Below are 18158 nucleotides of genomic sequence, written 5' to 3' on the forward strand. Positions count from 1 at the left end.
GGTCGAACGAGCGCAACGGCCGGGATCGAGAAGCCTCAGATCGCCCACCGGGCCTGCACCGCAGCGGGTTTGCGGAACACCAGCCCGGTAGGGGCGCTCGTTCGGTCCACGTCCAGTTCGACTCCGGGGAGCGCCAGGATCGCCGGCGCAGCCTGACTGGCCTGCAGTCTCGCGACATGCAGACCCAGGCAGACGTGCGGCCCCTGGGCGAAGGCCAACTGCCTGCGCAGGTTGGGCCGATGTAGATCGAACCGGTCCGGTTCGGCGAACACGGCCGGGTCGCGGTTCGCGCCGGCCAGTGACACCACGACCAGATCACCGCCCCGGACGTGCGCGCCGCCGACCGAAACAGCCTCGGCGGCATAACGATCCACGACGGCGGCTGCCGGTTCCAGTCGCAAGGACTCCTCGATGGCCGCGTCGATCAAAGCAGGATTCGAGCGGATCTCGGAGGCCGACTCGGGATCGGTCAACAGGTGCAGCAGGAGGTTCGCGACCATGCCCTCGGTGGTCTCGATACCGCCGAACAACAGCACCGCCGTGTTGGCGAGCAGCTCCGTCATCGTGAGAGAGCCAGCTGCCGATGCGATCTCGCCGAGAAATCCGGTGCCGGTGGAGATCGTCCGGCGGATCGCTTCGCTCAGGTCTGCGTATGCCCGGCGGCCGACATCCGGGATCGGCTGGCCCGCAGTCAGTTCGGCCACCGCCTCGACGATGCCGGCGTACCAGCCGAGCAGTTCGTCCACCGGGAGTTCCTGCAAGCCGAGCGCCAGTTGCATGCAGGCGGTGGCCAGGGGTGCAGCCAGCGCCGTCCGGAGCTCGGCCGATCCCGCCGGCCGGAAGCCGGAGACCAGTCGCGCCGTCTCGGACTCCACGAACTCGGCGAACCAGGCACGTGAGGCCCGCGGCGTGAACGGCGCGAGAAACGGCTGCCGGTGCCGGGTGTGCTCGGCTCCGTCGGTGGACAGCATGCTGGGTCCGACCACCTGCCCGGTGGTGAATCGGGGATCGTCGACGGTGAACGCCTCCGCATCGCGCATGACGTCGAGGGCCAGCGCATGTCCGACCACCATCCAACCGCCGAGCGACTCCACCCACCCGATCGGGCCCCGCTCGCGGATCTGCGCGAGCGACGGATGAGGGTCCAGCGTCAGGGTGCCGATGGACGGTGGGACCGACAGTGTCATCTGGTGTTCTTGGTCATCTGGTCATCTGGTCATCTGGTCGTCTGGTCATCTGGCGATCTTGCAGACGTAGACGTCGCTGACCCGACGGGGTACGCACCCGCCGATCTCGGTCAGGGCGTCGACGACGGCCGGGACGTGGGCGACCTGGTCGGTGACCACGACGTAGTCGCCGACCGAGGTGAGCACACTGTGCCGGGCCGCCGTCGTCTCGGCCGTGGTCGGCGCCGTCCCGCTCTCGCCGATCTGCTGGAGAAGCTTTCCGTAGGCGGGGATCTCACCGCGGTAGGTCGGGAAGCCGTCTCGGCTGAAGAAGCTGTAGCCGCCGATGATCGAGAACCGCATCTCCGCATCGATCTGCCACTTCATCACGGCCGCCGCGCCGTTGGGCGTCTCGGCCTGGGGCAGTGCCAGCACCACGGAGCCGCTCCCGAGGGTGTCGACCGCGGAGGAGGTGAAGAACTGCGGGGTCGCGATATCGAGGCGGTCGTTGCGTCCGGCCGGCCACCAGGCGACCAGGGCCAGCGCGAGGACCACGTAGCCACCCAACCGCAGGCGGCGAGCCGCCGCGGCGCCTACCGTGCTCCCTGCGCGAGGGAGCGCCGCGATCCCGAACGCCAGGATGGTCGCGACCAGCAGCAGGGTGAGGACGCTGAACCTGGCCGGCACCAGGGTTTCCAGCACCGGGACGCGGCTCAGGAACAGCCACGGCATCGGTACGTAGGTCTGCCAGCCGTTGAAGCGCACCGACGTGCCAAGGCTCAATGCACATGCGATGCCAGCAGTGCTACCCAGCCAGAACACCAGGCGCCGGTGGTTCGTCCGGTAGAGCAGCACCAAGGCTCCGACGGTGGCCACGAACCCGAAGATGCCGAGATAGCCGGTGTTCTCGATACCGTTGCCGGCAAATCCGCTGCCGTCGGCCGGACCGGTCCCGGCCGAGAAGTACTGGCTCCGGCTCGGGCGCAGGGTCCACGTCAGGTCGATGACGGTGCTGGAGTGGATGCCCTCGTGGATGACGAGCGGGCCGAGGAACTGGTAGGCCAGGGCCGGGCCGCAGAGCACGAACGCGATGCCGGCGGCCCAACCGGCGGACTTCAGGATCTTCGCCCGCCGTTGGCGGATCTCGTCGCCGTACTTCAAGCACAACGCGACGAGCGAGAGCGCCGCGATGACGGCGGCGATCGCCACGACCTCCTCGGAGATCAGCATCACCACGGCGACCACCACCCCGAGCGGCCAGCCCAGGCGCCGCCAGCTGAGGTGCTCCGCGGTCACCATGCGGTAGCCGTAGTACAGGATCAGCGGCAGGAAGGCGGAGCCGAGCGTCAGGTGGACATGTCCTTGCTGCGCGGCGTAGAACGGTCCGAATCCGTAGACGGTGGCGCCGACCGCGGCGCCCAGCAGACTCCCGGTCATCCGGTGGAGCACCCAGTAGGTCAGCGAGGCCGCCAGCAGGGGAGCGGCGATCATCAGCAGCGCCACCGAGGTGGTGGCGCCGAGGCTCGCGGTGATCGGCGTCATCAGGAGGGCGGGCAGGATGATCGCGGTGTTCCACATGACGTTCAGGCCGGTCGGCGCGTTCATCGCGGTGGTGAAGAACGGGTTCTCGCCGTGCCAGATCGAGACCTGGATCTCCTTGAAGTACCAGGAGTAGAGGACCGAGTCGGCCCCGCCGGGCAACGGTCCGTTGAGGTCCCGCAGCAACGGCCCGAACAGCACGAACAGCAGCACCACCCAGATCGGGACCGGAATGGCGGCGAGCAGCCGTCGGCGCATCCGCCCGCCGGTCGGACGCGGGCCGGCGGACGGCCAGTCCGGCTTCGGCACGTCGGAGAGCGAGAGTTTCACGGGTGTCCTTGGCGGGGTCCGGAGCGGTACCGGGTCCGGGCGCCCCAATGGGTCGGGCACGTGGTGGTCGGTCGAGGGCGTTCCGCGCCGTTGAACGCGTGCAGTACAGGAGTCGGATCGAAGTGAGATCGTATCCCGGGGGAAACGGTCGACCGGTCGATCCGCCCGTTCGCGGCTTCGACCGGAGCCCCGCGGTCCCGCCCGTAACATCATTCGGACAGCCAGTCCCGGGAGGTCGGAAACAGCCGTGTTCACTGCCGCACCGGCCAGGCTGGTGCACTCCCGATGGGCGCCGTGGGCGCTCCTGGCGCTGAGTGTGGCCGCCCGCGTGGTGGCAACCCTCCTCGGTCCCGAGCCGTTCAACATGATCGACCTCAAGGTCTACGTCGAGGGTGCCCAGCACCTCACCGACGGCACCCTCTACGACTTCCTGTCGGGCGCCAGCAAGCTGCCTTTCACCTATCCGCCGTTCTCGGCGCTGCTCTTCACACCGCTGTCCTGGCTGCCGTGGACGCTGACCAGGATCCTCTGGCAGCTGGGCATCCTGGCCTCGCTGCCGGCGATCATCTACCTGACGCTCCGACTGCTCGGGCGGGCCGGCCGGTCTGCTGTCCGACCCCTCGAGTCGCTGCGCGGAGTCCTGATCACCGGTGCGGCGCTGGCGTTCTGGCTGGAGCCGGTCGGCACGACGGTCAACTACGGCCAGATCAACCTGTTCCTGGCGCTGCTGATCCTGGGCGGGGCCGTCGCAGCCAAGGACTGGCTGGCCGGTGCGGGAGTGGGCCTGGCCGCTGGGATCAAGCTGATCCCGGCCATCACCGGCCTGTACTACCTACTGCAGCGGCGGTTCGCCGTCCTGGTCTGGTCGGTGTTGGTGTTCGCCGGAACCGTCGCCGTGATGTTCGTCTTCATCGGGTCGGAGACCACCCGATTTTTCACCACCTTGATCTTCGACCCGAGCCGCACGGGGCCGGTGTTCTCGGCCATCAACCAGTCCTGGCGGGGAGTGCTGTACCGGTTCGCCGGCCATGACGTCACCGGGCTCTGGCTCGCTGCCTGTGTGGTCACGGTCGGGCTGGGCGGGTGGGCGGCGCTGGCGGCCGCGCGGGCGGGCGACCGGGCGGGATCTTTGCTGGCCGTGCAGTTCACCGGCCTGCTGGTGTCGCCGATCTCCTGGTCGCACCACTGGGTGTGGGTGCTGCCGTTGCTGGTGTGGGGACTGTTCGGACCGGCCCGCGCCCATCGCGCGGTGCGAGGCGTGGTGATCGCCTGGTCCGTCGCCGCGTACAGCTATCTGATCCCCATCCTGGTCGCCGTCCAGGGCAGCCCGCCGGTGGTGGCGCGCCCGGCCTGGCAGACCTGGGCGGCCTCTGCCTACGTGGTGCTGGGCATGCTGACGCTGCTGGTGATCGCGCTGGTCAGCCGGGTGGTGGCTGCGGCCCGACCCGAAATCTCGTACACTTTCAACCTGACACGGGAGTCCGGTGCGCCGGGCTGAGAGAGGGACACGAAGTCCCTGACCGTCGAACCTGATCCGGATCATGCCGGCGCAGGAACGTCGCTCTCTTTGTTCGACCCGTGCCTGCATCCTGAAAAAGGGAGAGGCACCGATGAGGAAGTACGTCCACCGTCCCCGGCTCTGGTTGAGCCTGTCCGTCGCGGTTCTCGCCGTGACCGCCGCCTGCGGCTCGAGTAGCGCGGCCAGTTCGGCTCCAGCCAGTATTGCGACGGCCAGTGGTTCGGCTGCCGCGGCCTCCAGCGCGCCGATCAGCAGCCCGACGGCCGCTGGCGCGCCGGCCACCAGCGCGGGGGCGACCAGTGCGCCGGCCTCCAGCTCAGGGGCGACCAGCGCGCCGGCCACGGGCGACGTCACGCTCGTCACGCACGATTCGTTCGGCGTCGACAAGAAGGTGCTCGCCGATTTCGAGGCGTCGTCGGGCATCAAGGTGACCCTGCTGGCCCAGGGCGACGTCGGCGTGATGGTGAACAAACTGATCCTGACCAAGTCGGATCCGCTGGGGGACGCCGTCTTCGGCATCGACAACACGTTTGCGTCCCGGGCGCTGGACGCCGGCATCCTGCAGCCCTACACCTCCCCGCTGGCCGCCGACGGCTCCGCGAAGTTCACCGCCGGCGACAACCGGCTGACGCCGATCGACTACGGCGACGTGTGCGTGAACATCGACCACACCTACTTCACCAAGGCGAAGCTGGCCGAGCCGAAGACCTTCGAGGACCTTGCGAAGCCTGCCTACAAGAACCTGCTGGTGGTCGAGTCGCCGGCCACCTCGTCACCCGGGCTCGCCTTCCTGCTGGGCACCATCGCGCACTTCGGCGACAACGGGTGGAAGTCCTACTGGACGAACCTGCAGGCCAACGGCGTGAAGGTCACCGCCGGCTGGACCGACGCCTACACCGTCGACTTCTCCGGGTCCACCGGCAAGGGGGCCCGCCCACTCGTCGTCTCCTACGCCTCGTCCCCGCCGTCCGAGGTCAAGAACGGGGTCGCACCCACCTCGGCGTTGCTGGACACCTGCTTCCGGCAGGTCGAGTACGCGGCGGTGCTGACCGGCGCGAAGAATTCGGCTGCCGCGCAGAGGGTCGTCGACTTCCTGCTCAGCAAGCAGTTCCAGGCGGGCGTCGCAGATCAGATGTACGTCTACCCGGTCGACTCCACCACGGCGCTGCCGGCCGATTGGAAGAAGTTCGCTCCGGTGGCCTCCAACCCCGAAACCATTGCCCCCGCGAAGATCTCGGCCCAGCGTGACGCCTGGATCTCGGCCTGGTCCGATCTGCTGGAGGGCTGAGACCGCCGGTGACCGTCCTCAAGACCCGCGCCGAACTCCGATCCGACGTCGGCCTCCGCCCCGACGCCGGCGCGCGCCTCGGCCCCCGCCCCGACGCCGGCCCGCGCCCCGAAACCCGTCTGCGCAAGGCTTTCGGGCCGTTGCACCGGTGTGGGTCGGTGCTGGTGGTCGCTGCGCCGCTGGTGATCTTCGGGCTGTTCTTCCTCTACCCGGTCGGTGCGCTGATCGGGCGCGGGCTGATCGAGGCCGGACGACTCGACCTCTCCGGCTTCGGTGATGTCCTCGGGCGGGCACGATTCCGCCGCATCATCGGGTTCACCCTGTGGCAGGCCGCAGCCTCGGCCGGGCTGTGCCTGCTGCTGGGTGTGCCGGGGGCGTTTGTGTTGTACCGGTGCAGGTTTCCCGGGGTGCGGCTGGTGCGCGCGCTGGTCACGGTGCCGTTCGTCCTTCCGACGGTGGTGGTGGGTCTCGCATTTCGTACCCTGTTCGCGCAGGATGGCCTGCTCGGGTCCTGGGGCTGGGACGGCAGTGTCGCGGCGATCCTGGCAGCGCACGTGTTCCTCAACTACGCGATCGTGGTCCGCACCGTCGGGACCTCCTGGGCCAACCTGGATCCGCGTCCGGCGGAGGCGGCGAGGTCGCTGGGCGCCGGTCCGGTTCGGGCCTTCCTGACGGTCACCCTCCGCGAGCTGGCACCCTCCATCGCCGGGACCGCCTGCATCGTGTTTCTCTTCTGCGCCACGAGTTTCGGCGTCATCCTGATCCTGGGCGGCGGTCAGTACTCCACCGTCGAGACCGAGATCTACCGTCAGACAGCCGATCTGCTGGATCTCCGGACGGCGGCGGTGCTCTCGATCGTGCAGATCCTGCTGGTCACCGTGGTGCTGCTGGTGGCCGGTCTGCTGCGCCGACGGAACGAGGTCACCATCGAGCTCCGTCGTGCGTCCGGTACGGCGCGGCGGCTGCGGTGGACGGACCTGCCCGCAATTGCCGTCACCGCCGGCGCCGGCGTGCTGGTGGTCGTCCCGCTCGTCGTCATGGTGGTGCGGTCGCTGCACACCCCCGACGGTCTGTCCCTGGACAACTATCGGGCGCTCGGTCAGGTGGCCTCCGGGAACGTGCTGCTGGTGCCGGCCACCACAGCGATCGGCAACTCCCTCCGGACCGCACTGACAGCAACGGTTCTGGCTGTCGCCCTGGGCCTGATGCTGTCGATGGCGTTGTCCCGCAGGCCGAGAGCGCTCGCCGCGCGACGGTTCCTCGCCGGAGTCGATGCCGTGGTGATGCTCCCGCTGGGGGTCAGCGCCGTGACGGTCGGCTTCGGCTTCCTGATCACCCTGAACTCCGGGCCGCTCGGCCTCCGTGGCTCGGCGGTGCTCGTGCCGATCGCCCAGGCCCTGGTCGCCACACCGCTGGTCGTCAGATTGGTGTTGCCGGTCCTCCGCGCGGCGGACGAGCGGCTCCGGCAGGCGGCCGCGGTGCTCGGTGCGTCGCCGGTCCGCGTCTGGGCCTCGGTGGATCTGCCGATCATGGGCCGCGCGCTGGCCGGTGCCTCCGCGTTCGCCTTCGCGGTCGCGTTGGGGGAGTTCGGTGCGACGTCCTTCCTCGCCCGGCCGGAGACCCCGACCCTGCCGGTGCTGATCGGGCGGTTGATCAGCCGTCCGGGTGCGGCCAACACCGGGATGGCCCTGGCCGCAGCGACGGTGCTGGCGGCGATGTGCGCCGTGGTGGTCCTGCTGGTCGACGCGGTGTCCTCGGACGCACGCCCTGGTCCGGGTGGTTTCTAGATGCAGGTGGCTTCCAGATGCCGGGTGGTTCGTCGATGCTGAGCCTGGACGGCGTGAGCGTCAGCTACGGGAAGACGACGGCGGTCGACCGGGTCAGCCTGGAAGTACCGGACGGCGCGGTGATGTGCCTGCTCGGACCGTCCGGCTGCGGCAAGTCGACGCTACTGCGGGCCGTTGCCGGGCTCGAGCCGATCGGGTCGGGCGCGATCGGCTGGGACGGCACCGATCTGGCCGGAGTCCCGGTGCACCGGCGGGGGTTCGGCCTGATGTTCCAGAGCGGGGTGCTGTTCCCGCACCTGGACGTGGGGGAGAACATCGCCTACGGACTCCGCCGTGATCCACGGAGATGGGGACGCGACCAGCGTCGGCAGCGGGTCGAGGACCTGCTGGAACTGGTGGGTCTGGCCGGATATGGATCCCGGGGGATCACCACCCTGTCCGGCGGTCAGGCCCAGCGGGTGGCCCTGGCCCGGGCGTTGGCCCCGGAACCGCGCCTGCTGCTGCTCGACGAACCACTTGCCGCGTTGGACGCCGAACTGCGCGAGCGATTGGTGCAGACCCTGCGCGACGCGTTGACCCGCACCGGTACCACCGCCGTCTACGTCACCCACGACCAACGCGAAGCGTTTGCCGTCGCCGACACGGTCGGCCTGATGCAGGACGGTTCGATCCGTCAGACAGGGTCGCCGGTCGATGTCTGGGCGCAGCCGCAGTCGGAGTGGGCCGCCGGCTTCGTCGGGTTCAGCTCGATCGTGGACCGGGCCGCACTCGCGGTCCTCGTGTCGGACGCGGGCCCCTGCGGGCTGCCGGACCGGCAGCGGATCGCGCTGCGTCCCGCCGCTTTCGTGTTCGACGAACGGGGCGGTCTCGAAGGTGTCGTCGAGGGGATTCTGGCCAGCCCGGAGTCGCTCCGGCTGCGGCTGGAGGTCGAAGGGCTTGGCGCGGTTGACGCCGTGGCACCGCCGACCACTGCGGTGATGGCTGGTCAGTCGGTCAGGGTGCGGTTCGATCCAACCGCCTGCGCCGGGCTCGGGGCATGACAGTCCGGCTCACCGTCAAGATGGACCGATGAAGACGACGAGGCGGCCGCCGGTCCCGGTCCGTTGTGCCGATCTGATCGACGCACCGGTGGGCGCCGTTCGCCGGGCCCTCGGCCAGTCGCAGGTCTGGATCAGGGCGGCCACCGCCGTCGGCGGGCGCCTCGGGGTGGCACGCGACGCTACCGGGATGGTGGAAGCGGGGTTGGTCCGCTTCACCCCCGGCGCCGGACGAACGTCGGTCCTGTTGCGGGTACACGAGTGCGACGGTCTACCCGTGCTCGAATCCGCGGTCCCACATCTCGGCGTGCGGATCGCGATCCGGATCGTGTTGGCGTCAACGGCTGCGGGCACCCTGGTCACGATCGAATTCTCTGTCCGCTCGCGCCTGCGCGGGGTGAATTCCGCACTCCGTCGCCGCCTGATCCGATATGGCGAGATGATCATCGGAATGACCACGCTCGTCGCGCGCGAGCCCATCAGGGTGGTCGCCGCGGCGGTGATCCGGGACGGTCGCGTGCTCGTCGCCCGCCGCGCGCCGGGGCGCAGCCGTGCCGGGCTCTGGGAGTTGCCGGGAGGAAAGGTGGAGCCCGGTGAGACCGATCGTCAGGCGCTGACGAGGGAACTGATCGAGGAACTTGCGCTGCACACCAGTGTTCTTGGCCGCATCGGCCCGGTGGTCGACGTGGGTGACGGCCTTGCGCTGTACTGCTACCAGGCCGAGGTGGTCGGAGACGACCCGATCGTGCTGGTCGACCACGACGACTACCGCTGGGTCGGGGCCGACGAGCTCGGCGTGCTGGAGCTGCTCGAATCCGATCGTCATCTGGTGGAATCGTTGCGTATTACGCTTCAAATCCATCGATGAGGTAGCAATTCGACCGTCAATCGACTTCCAGACCCTTTTCGTCATCCAATCGACATATGGGTCATGGCAGGATGCCACGAACGCGAAACCTTCCTTCCTCGCTCCGGGGTCGGGAGCCCCTCTGCATTCTCATGGGAGAAAACGTGGCATCCACCCAGTCCCGCACCACCCGGACCATGCTGCTGGCGGTGGTCGCCACGAGCGCCCTCGTGCTCAGTGCCTGTGGTTCCAGCTCCACCACCGCAGCTGCCCCCAGCACCAGCTCGGCTGCCCCGGCGCCGACTTCGGCGGCCATGACGTCCGGCGCGATGACGTCCGGCGCGATGACGTCGGGCGCGATGACGTCGGCGGTCTCCGCTGCACCGACCTACGTCGCGCCGAGCACGGCTGCCCCCACCACGCTGACGCCGGCCATGATCTCCGCGGCCAAGGCCTCCCTGGCCGACCCCTCCACGCTGGCGGTCTGCACGTCGCTGCCCTATCCGCCGTTCGAGGTCGACGACGGGACCGGTAAGATCGTTGGCTTCGACATCGATTTCATGGATTTCATGGCCAAGGACCTGGGCATCAGCACCAAGGTTGTGGTCGCCGACTTCACCGCCATCAAGTCCGGACAGGCAATGAAGTCCAAGAAGTGCGACATCGCGGCCGCCGCCATGACGATCAACGCCGAGCGAGTCCAGGCCATCGAGTTCTCCAACGCCTACTACGACGCATCCCAGGCGCTGATGGTGCTGTCGAGCAGCAGCGTCAAGTCTGCCGACGATCTCAAGGGCAAGGCCATCGGCGCCCAGACCGGGACCACCGGCTTGAGCTACGCACAGGCCAACGCCGCCAAGTACGGCTGGACCGTCCAGGAGTTCAAGCAGATCTCCGACGAGGAGCAGGCGCTGCAGTCCGGCAAGATCGACGCCGCCATCCACGACCAGCCGGCGCTGAACGACTACTTCAAGGCACAGAAGGGCAAGGTCAAGATCGTTCAGAACTTCCAGACCGGCGAGCAGTACGGATTCGGTGCAGCCAAGGGAAATACGGCGCTGGCGGCAGTCGCCAACTATGCCATCGCCCAGTCGCTGACCGACGGCACCTACAAGTCGAGCTACGAGAAATGGATCGGCGGGACAGCTCCCGACAAGATCTGATGATCCGAACGGGACCGGTCTCGACGGGGACCGGTCCCGTTCCGCATAGCCGGTGACCCCTCTTTCGCTTCGACTGGAGATCAGGCACGTGACCACAACTGTTCAAACCGGGGCGCCCCCTGAGCGCCAGGGCATGACCAAGCGGCAACGAACCACGTTCATCCGATCAGGTCAGTACGCGATCATCGTCGTGATCATTGCTCTGCTGGCCATCGTCGGGCACTGGAATGATTTCCGGCTCCAATTCCTCGACTTCCACAGCATGGGGCAGATCCTGCCCCGTGTTCTGAAGACCGGTCTGATCAACACCCTGCTCTACACGGTGATGGCATTCATCTTCGGCCTGGTCGTGGGCTTGATCGTTGCCCTGATGCGGATGTCGGAGGTTCGCCTCTACAGATGGATCGCCACCGTCTACGTGGAGCTGTTGCGCGGTCTGCCCACGCTCCTGGTTCTCTTCCTGCTCAACTATGCGATCCCGACCCTGTTTGGTCCGAGTAGCAAGATCTTCTCGAACTTCTACCTGCTCGTGACGGTGGGCCTCGGCTCGGTCGCTGCGGCCTACATGTCCGAAACGATCCGCGCCGGCGTTCAGGCGGTACCGAAGGGCCAGATGGAGGCTGCGCGGACGCTTGGTATGTCTCGCGGACAGGCTATGCGGCTGGTCATCCTGCCGCAGGCTTTCCGGATCATCATCCCCCCGATGACCAACGAGATCATTCTGCTGATCAAGGACTCCTCACTGGTCTATGCGTTGAGCTTTACAGCAACCCAGTACGACTTGACCTACTTGACCCAGACTGCCGCAAGCGGCGGCATCAGCGGCATCGCGGCTACCGCGTCCCCCCTGCTCCTGGCTGGCATCGCTTATCTCGTCGTCACCCTGCCGTTGTCGCAGGCAGTTCGGGCTCTGGAACGCAAACAAGCGAAGAGGCGATGACCATGACCCAGACTGTCACTGATTTCGAAGGCCAGGGCGCCATCTCGGTCAAGGGGCTAGTCAAGAGGTTCGGCACCGTCGAGGTGTTGAAGAACATCGACGTCGAGATCAAGAAGGGCGAAGTCGTCTGCGTCATCGGTCCCTCGGGTTCCGGCAAGACGACCATGCTGCGTTGCGTCAACCTTCTCGAACAGCCGACCGCCGGCAAGATCATCGTCAACGGGTTCGACGTCACCGACAGCGAGTGCGACATCGATGCGATGCGCAGGAGCATCGGCATGGTCTTCCAGCAGTTCAACCTGTTTCCTCACCTGACCGTTCTGCAGAACCTCACCATTGCGCAAACTAGCGTCCTCAAGCGGTCGAAGTCGGACGCAGAGAAGGAAGCCCGGCACAACCTGGAGCGGGTCGGCATGGCGCACAAGGAGGGGGCGTACCCGCCGCAGCTTTCCGGGGGGCAGCAGCAGCGCATCGCGATCGCCCGCTCGCTGTCGATGAATCCTGCGTTGATGCTGTTCGACGAGCCGACCTCGGCGTTGGACCCCGAGCTGGTCGGTGAGGTTCTCGCCGTCATGAAAGGGCTGGCCCAGGAGGGCATGACGATGATGGTCGTCACGCACGAGATGGCCTTCGCCCGTGACGTCGCCGACCGGGTGATCTTCATGGACGGTGGCTACGTCGTGGAGGAGGGCACCGCTGAACAGGTCATCGGCAATCCGCAGCACGAACGCACCAAGTCGTTCATGTTCCGGGTGCTCAACCCGACTCAGGTCGAAGAGGGTGACGAGTTTCCGGCTCCGCCGGTGGGTGGCGTCGAAATGGTCAAGCCGCTCGCCCTCGACCCCAACCTGGGTAGCGGCCAAGCCGGTTACTGAGCTGCTATGTGAGCACGGGCGGGCATCCCGGGCTCGGGGGTGCCCGTTCTTTGCGTCGTGCAGTCGTTCACCGGCACGGCGTGTTGCTGTTGCCTTTCGGTGCATCGGTGAAAGTATTGCTGCAGTACACGAAGTTGTCCGGAGCGCCGGCCAGGTTGATGCCGTATCCGGTGCCGTTGACGGCGCCGGTGTTGGCGCGGAACACATTTCCCTGACCCCAACCATCCAGGATGGTGTGCACCTGGAAGCCGTCGGTCGGCGAACCGACTCCGCTGTTGCCCTGGATCAGCCAGTCGTTCCCCTTCACATCGACCCAGGAGTCGGCGCCGGTGAGGCCGCCCGCGCCGTCGAAGGTGTTGTGCCGCAGGACTCCTCCGGTGGTTCCCTCCTTGATGTCCACCGCCTCTGCGGTCGTGGCGCTGATGTGGTTGCCGATGATCAGGTTGTGGTCGCTGCGATCCGGGCCGCCATCGGCGCCGTACTTGGACCAGTTGCTCCGGGCGGATCCGATGTAGATGCCCTCGCCGAACTTCTTGTCGAGATGGCCGGTGCTCGCAATGGTGTTGCCCCTGACCACGCACTTGCTCGTCGCCGAACGCAGATGAATTGCCTCGTCTCCGATGTCGAACACCGTCAGGCCCTGGATGACGCACTGGGATGCGCCGTCGGCGACCACACCCTTCTGGCCGCCGTGGAGGCTGAACCCCACCAGGTGCCAGTTCTCGGCGTGATCGAGGTGAAAGGTGTAGCCGGACTGGATGTCTCCACCGTCCAACACCGCATCACTGCTACCGCACAGCCAGATCGGCTGCTCCGCAGTACCTTTCGTGGCGGCAACGAAGTGTCCGGAATACGTGCCGTCGGCCAGTCTGATGACGGTGCCCGGCCGTGCTCGGGCCAGTGCTGCCGTGAGTTCGTCGGCGGTGTGGACGGTGGACCCGCCACTCGGGCACTCCAGCAGAACATCCGATGCCGCACCGCTTCCGGCGGCTTCCGGATCGCCGACCGGAGACTGTGGTGCGCGGGGCTTCTTCGATCGGCTGGTTTGCTGGGTCCGGGTGGACGGGTCGGTGTCGGTCGTCTGGTCCGTGTCGGTCGTCTGGTCGGTGTCGATCGTGTGTGCGGGGCTGGTCGTCCGGTCGGCAGACCTCTCGGTCGAGTTCGCCGTCGAGGATCTGCTCTCGGTCGACGGGCTCGTCACGGCCGTGGCGGTACAGTCAGCAAGAACGGTGCAGGCAGCGAGCGCACCGGCGAACCTTCCCGACGCCCGACGCACGGCGCTCAGTAGCCCGGGAACATCTGCCGGAGCTGTCCGATGGTGATATCGCCGGTGACCCGCACCTCGCCCGGTGTGTTCTCGGGCCCAAGGCGTCCGGTGGCAAGCCTCAGCCAGCTCTCACCGGACAGGCTGACGGTCGCGTCCGGCTCGTCCGGCGCGTCGACCAACGCCACCTTTTCGGTGATGGCGAGGCCGAAGGTGCGGTCCGGCGCGGTGGTCTGGATCGTCACCTTCTTCGTTGCGCCGCCGAGCAGATCGCCCGGCTTGCCGAGCCATCCGATGAGGTACGGCACGACGGCCATCAACGGCTCGGCGGCGTCCTGGGCGAGGACGGCCGAGGGATCGCCGGCGACGCGGACGTCCCACGAGTGCAGCGCGAATTCGTTGAGCCGGAAGCTGGCCGCGGTGGCCAGGTCGACCGGAGCCGGGAGGAAGCCGAGATCGACCGTCGTCTCGTTCCGGGTGGTGTCGTCGAGGCTTTCGTACCGCACCACGAACTTCTCGTTGGCCGTCACGAATCCGGCGGCCTGATCGGCCGGTTCCATTGCGTCCCAACGGTCCCAGACAGTCCGGTTGAAATCAGCGGCCGGCTTCTCGCCGGTTCCGAGGGCGACCTCGAGACCGGCCAGACCGATCTCCGCGCCGCTGCCGAGATGACTCAGCACCTGGGCGATGGTCCAGTCCGCAGCCCCGGACGGCCCGCTGATCTGTTCGAGGGAGAGCCCTTTCACCAGCGCGGCCAGTTCGTCGTGCCCGGTCCGCAGTGCGTTGATGGGCTGATCGGCTGTGCTCGTCATGGGTGATCCTCGGGTCGGCTCGGGCTTGATCAGGCGCTGCAATTGAACTACTTGTCTGCACGATCCAAGCAAACCGGGCCGGATTCTGTTCCCGGCACCGTGTTGTCCACAAGGCCTTGGTTGTCCACATTTCTCTGCGAGCGCTTGTTCGGCCGGGGCGAGTTCCGCAGGTTCATCCAATGCACATCGCCATTGACTCGTGGACCGACCGTCAAGCACTCCTGGCGGGCGGCTTGACCGAGCGGCAGGTTGACGACCTCTGCCGCTCGGGGCGGTTACAACGCCTTCGGCCCGGCCGTTATGTCGACACCGCCTCGTGGAAAGCGATGACCGACGAAGACCGTCACCGAGTCCGGGCCCGAGAGTTGGCCGTCCTGTTCGCCGGACGGGCTGCGATCAGCCACGAGTCCGCCGCACTTCTCCACAGGCTGCAGTTGCCGCCGATCAACCTGGTCCGGGTGCATGCGACATGGCCAGGGAGTGCTGGGCGCCGGGGCACGTCGAACATCCATCCGCATCGCGGGCTGCTCGACGAAACAGATCTGGTCATCGTTGACGGAACTCTCGTCACCAGCGTTGCCCGGACGGTGTTCGACATCGCGCGTACGGCGATGCCGTCGGTGGCTGTTGCGGCGGCAGACTCGGCATTGCGCTCGGGCGCAGTCAGCCGCGCTGCGCTCAGGGCACTGCTCGATCGCAGTCGCCGGGTGACGGGCCATCGAAAAGCGTTGCATGTCATCGAGTTCGCCGATCCCCGTGCCGAAAGCGTCGGTGAATCCATCTGTCGCGTCCGGATGGCTCAGCTCGGAATCCCGACGCCGACCCCGCAGGCCGTGATCGGTGGAGTCGGGCTGGAGTTCGACCCTCGCGTCGATTTCGAGATCGACGGGTTCGGCACCGTGGTGGAATTCGACGGACGCATCAAGTACGGACGACTCGTTCCGGATGGCAAGTCAGCGGGCGACGTCGTCTTCGATGAGAAGAGGCGCGAGGACGCGATCCGTGCAACGGGCCGTGAATGCGTGCGGATCGTCTGGGATGAACTGCGGTTGGATCGTTACCCGGCTCTGCTTCCCCGGTTCGCTTCCGCCTTCGGTCGAGCCGGGCATCCCACCTGGCAGCCCGGACACCGACAATTCCTGACGCGATGACCGGGTTGCGATCCTGCGACCGGTATGACGGACCCTTCCACCGGTATGAGCCACCGTGCACCGGTATGTCCGCCCGCAGTACTACCGGTGCAGACCAGCTCATACCGGTCGTCCGCAGGCGCAGATCAGCTCATACCGGTGGCCCGCCTGGTGCAGACCAGCTCATACCGGTCGCCCGCTGGCGCGGGGCCAGCTCATACCGGTGGGGCGCCTGGCGCGGGGTCGGGCACAGCAACCTCCACAGGCAGACGCTGGGGACAGAGACCTCGGCATGCCTGTGACACAAGTCCTCCGCCGCACGAGCGGGCGCAAGCCCCTCCGCCGGTAGACTTGCAACCGCTGCACTGCGTCGGAATCGACTCGGGTGGCTGCCGTGGCCCCGCGCCGCGGCTTTTGTCATGCTCCCGGTCAGTACGCCAGCCGGGGGTTCCGGCCGCCACCACGGGGCCCCCGTCAAAGAGGAGTTCTCCCGCTGTGGCTGTTAGGTCAGATCTGCGAAATGTCGCCATCGTCGCCCACGTCGATCATGGCAAGACCACCCTGGTCGACGCCATGCTCTGGCAGTCGGGGGCCTTCCGGGTCGGATCGGCGCACACCGACCGGGTGATGGACTCGAACGATCTGGAGCGCGAGAAGGGCATCACCATTCTCGCCAAGAACACGGCAGTGCACCGCGGCGACATGATCATCAACATCGTCGACACCCCCGGCCACGCCGACTTCGGTGGCGAGGTGGAGCGCGCACTGATGATGGTCGACGGCGTCGTGCTGCTCGTCGACGCGTCCGAAGGTCCGCTGCCGCAGACCCGTTTCGTGCTGCGCAAGGCCCTCGAGGCCAGGCTCCCGGTGGTGCTGGTCGTCAACAAGACGGACCGCCCGGACGCCCGCATCGACGAGGTCGTCGACGAGACCTATGCCCTGTTCATCGATCTCGACGCCGATGACGAGCAGATCGAATTCCCGATCGTCTACTGCGCCTCCCGCGCGGGCCGGGCCAGCCTGAACAAGCCGGCCAACGGCGAGATGCCCGACCACGAGAACCTGGACCCGCTCTTCGACGTGCTGCTCAAGGCCATCCCGGCCCCGGCCTACACCGAGGGCGCGCCACTGCAGGCGCAGGTCACGAACATCGACGCCTCCCCGTTCCTCGGCCGGATCGCGATGTGCCGGGTCATCGAGGGCACCATCACCAAGGGCCAGCAGGTCGCCTGGATGAAGCTGGACGGAACCGTCGTCCGCACCAGGGTCAGCGAGCTCCTGATCACCGAGGCCCTCGACCGCGTGCCGGTCGAGTCCGCGTACGCCGGTGACCTGATCGCCGTCGCCGGCATGGCCGACATCACCATCGGCGAGACGCTGGCCGACGCGGAGAGCCCGGTGGCGCTGCCGCCCATCACCGTCGACGAGCCGGCCATCTCCATGACGGTCGGCATCAACACGAGCCCCCTGGCAGGCAAGGACGGCGGCAAGAAGCTGACCGCCCGTCAGGTGAAGAACCGGCTCGACCAGGAACTCATCGGCAACGTCTCCATCCGGGTCCTGAACACCGAGCGCCCGGACACCTGGGAGGTCCAGGGCCGTGGCGAACTCGCGCTGGCCATCCTGGTCGAGACGATGCGCCGCGAGAGCTTCGAGCTGACGGTCGGCAAGCCGCAGGTGGTGCTGCGCGAGATCGACGGCAAGAAGCACGAGCCGTTCGAGAAGCTGACCATCGACGTCCCGGAGGAGTACCTCGGCGCCGTCACGCAGTTGCTGGCCGTCCGCAAGGGCCGGATGGAGTCCATGACGAACCACGGCACCGGCTGGGTGCGCCTCGAGTTCCACGTGCCGTCGCGTGGCCTGATCGGCTTCCGTACCGACTTCCTGACCGACACCCGCGGCACCGGCATCGCCAGCACCCTCTTCGACGGCTACGGCCCGTGGGCCGGTGCCATGCGGGCCCGCGCGAGCGGCTCGCTGGTGGCCGACCGTCCGGGCAAGGCGACCCCGTTCGCCATGCTCAGCCTGCAGGAGCGCGGCGCCATGTTCGTACCGCCGACCACCGAGGTCTACGAGGGCATGATCATCGGCGAGAACTCCCGCGCCGACGACATGGACGTCAACATCACCAAGGAGAAGCAGCTCACCAACATGCGCAAGTCCTCGTCCGAGGAACTCGTGCACCTGGTGCCGCCCCGTTCGCTGTCGCTGGAGCAGGCCCTGGAGTTCTGCTCCGACGACGAGTGCGTCGAGATCACCCCGGTGGCCGCCCGTATCCGCAAGCTGGTGCTGAACGCCGGCGAACGCGCCCGCACCAGGAGCCGCAACAAGGTCTCCACCTGACCAAGCCCGAAGGCGACACCCGCCCGTTTAGGGTGAGCACATGGAAGACCGTGGACGGCGAGCACCTCGCCGCCCACGGTTTTTTCGTTCCACCGGCCGGCCGGCTTGCCAGACCCGA

The 18158-nt window shown here is 67.4% G+C and carries 14 protein-coding genes and 1 riboswitch; of the genes, 10 read left to right on the forward strand and 4 right to left on the reverse strand.

Going from position 1 to position 18158, the window contains the following annotated elements; genetic code table 11:
- Positions 1 to 35: 35 nt before the first annotated feature.
- On the reverse strand, positions 36 to 1187 hold the full coding sequence (locus ABIB25_RS18485) for a cytochrome P450 (RefSeq protein ID WP_354529959.1): 1152 nt from the start codon (positions 1185 to 1187) through the stop codon (positions 36 to 38).
- A 45-nt stretch (positions 1188 to 1232) separates the two neighbouring features.
- The gene (locus ABIB25_RS18490; protein ID WP_354529960.1) at positions 1233 to 3035 is read right to left on the reverse strand and encodes a hypothetical protein; all 1803 of its coding nucleotides are present in this window, start codon (positions 3033 to 3035) and stop codon (positions 1233 to 1235) included.
- A 247-nt stretch (positions 3036 to 3282) separates the two neighbouring features.
- Here ABIB25_RS18490 and ABIB25_RS18495 point away from each other — a divergent pair, with 247 nt between their 5' ends.
- The 8 genes from ABIB25_RS18495 (at position 3283) to ABIB25_RS18530 (ending at position 12491) form a co-directional block, all read left to right on the forward strand.
- Positions 3283 to 4533 (forward strand): mannosyltransferase, encoded by a 1251-nt coding sequence (locus tag ABIB25_RS18495; protein WP_354529961.1) that lies wholly within the window; start codon positions 3283 to 3285, stop codon positions 4531 to 4533.
- Positions 4499 to 4609: riboswitch (TPP riboswitch) on the forward strand. (Overlaps the previous gene by 35 nt.)
- A gap of 36 nt (positions 4610 to 4645) precedes the next feature.
- Positions 4646 to 5842 carry a thiamine ABC transporter substrate-binding protein gene (locus tag ABIB25_RS18500; protein WP_354529962.1) on the forward strand — a complete coding sequence of 399 codons (1197 nt, stop codon included), beginning with the start codon at positions 4646 to 4648 and terminating at the stop codon, positions 5840 to 5842.
- An 8-nt stretch (positions 5843 to 5850) separates the two neighbouring features.
- A complete protein-coding gene (locus tag ABIB25_RS18505; RefSeq protein WP_354529964.1) occupies positions 5851 to 7629 on the forward strand; it encodes an ABC transporter permease in 1779 nt (592 codons plus the stop codon).
- 17 nt (positions 7630 to 7646) lie between these two features.
- A complete protein-coding gene (locus tag ABIB25_RS18510; protein WP_354529965.1) occupies positions 7647 to 8669 on the forward strand; it encodes an ABC transporter ATP-binding protein in 1023 nt (340 codons plus the stop codon).
- 28 nt (positions 8670 to 8697) lie between these two features.
- The gene (locus ABIB25_RS18515; protein WP_354529966.1) at positions 8698 to 9534 is read left to right on the forward strand and encodes a (deoxy)nucleoside triphosphate pyrophosphohydrolase; all 837 of its coding nucleotides are present in this window, start codon (positions 8698 to 8700) and stop codon (positions 9532 to 9534) included.
- A gap of 143 nt (positions 9535 to 9677) precedes the next feature.
- On the forward strand, positions 9678 to 10676 hold the full coding sequence (locus ABIB25_RS18520) for an ABC transporter substrate-binding protein (RefSeq protein ID WP_354529967.1): 999 nt from the start codon (positions 9678 to 9680) through the stop codon (positions 10674 to 10676).
- A gap of 88 nt (positions 10677 to 10764) precedes the next feature.
- Positions 10765 to 11616 (forward strand): amino acid ABC transporter permease, encoded by an 852-nt coding sequence (locus tag ABIB25_RS18525; RefSeq protein ID WP_354529968.1) that lies wholly within the window; start codon positions 10765 to 10767, stop codon positions 11614 to 11616.
- Positions 11613 to 12491: an amino acid ABC transporter ATP-binding protein gene (locus ABIB25_RS18530; protein WP_502919852.1), complete on the forward strand. Its 879-nt coding sequence runs from the start codon at positions 11613 to 11615 to the stop codon at positions 12489 to 12491. The genes ABIB25_RS18525 and ABIB25_RS18530 overlap by 4 nt, the downstream gene beginning before the upstream one ends.
- A 67-nt stretch (positions 12492 to 12558) precedes the next feature.
- On the opposite strand, the gene ABIB25_RS18535 is transcribed toward ABIB25_RS18530, so the two are convergent.
- Positions 12559 to 13692 carry a right-handed parallel beta-helix repeat-containing protein gene (locus ABIB25_RS18535; RefSeq protein WP_354529970.1) on the reverse strand — a complete coding sequence of 378 codons (1134 nt, stop codon included), beginning with the start codon at positions 13690 to 13692 and terminating at the stop codon, positions 12559 to 12561.
- An 80-nt stretch (positions 13693 to 13772) separates the two neighbouring features.
- Positions 13773 to 14567, reverse strand: a complete 795-nt coding sequence (locus ABIB25_RS18540; RefSeq protein ID WP_354529971.1) for a maleylpyruvate isomerase family mycothiol-dependent enzyme — start codon at positions 14565 to 14567, stop codon at positions 13773 to 13775.
- A 326-nt stretch (positions 14568 to 14893) separates the two neighbouring features.
- On the opposite strand from ABIB25_RS18540, the gene ABIB25_RS18545 reads away from it, so the two are divergent.
- Complete coding sequence (locus ABIB25_RS18545; protein WP_354529972.1) at positions 14894 to 15718, forward strand: hypothetical protein; 825 nt, start codon at positions 14894 to 14896, stop codon at positions 15716 to 15718.
- Between the two features lie 474 nt (positions 15719 to 16192).
- Complete coding sequence (gene typA / locus ABIB25_RS18550) at positions 16193 to 18040, forward strand: translational GTPase TypA (RefSeq protein ID WP_354529973.1); 1848 nt, start codon at positions 16193 to 16195, stop codon at positions 18038 to 18040.
- Positions 18041 to 18158: the final 118 nt, after the last annotated feature.

The sequence above is a fragment of the Nakamurella sp. UYEF19 genome (assembly GCF_040546275.1).
Classification (GTDB): domain Bacteria; phylum Actinomycetota; class Actinomycetes; order Mycobacteriales; family Nakamurellaceae; genus Nakamurella.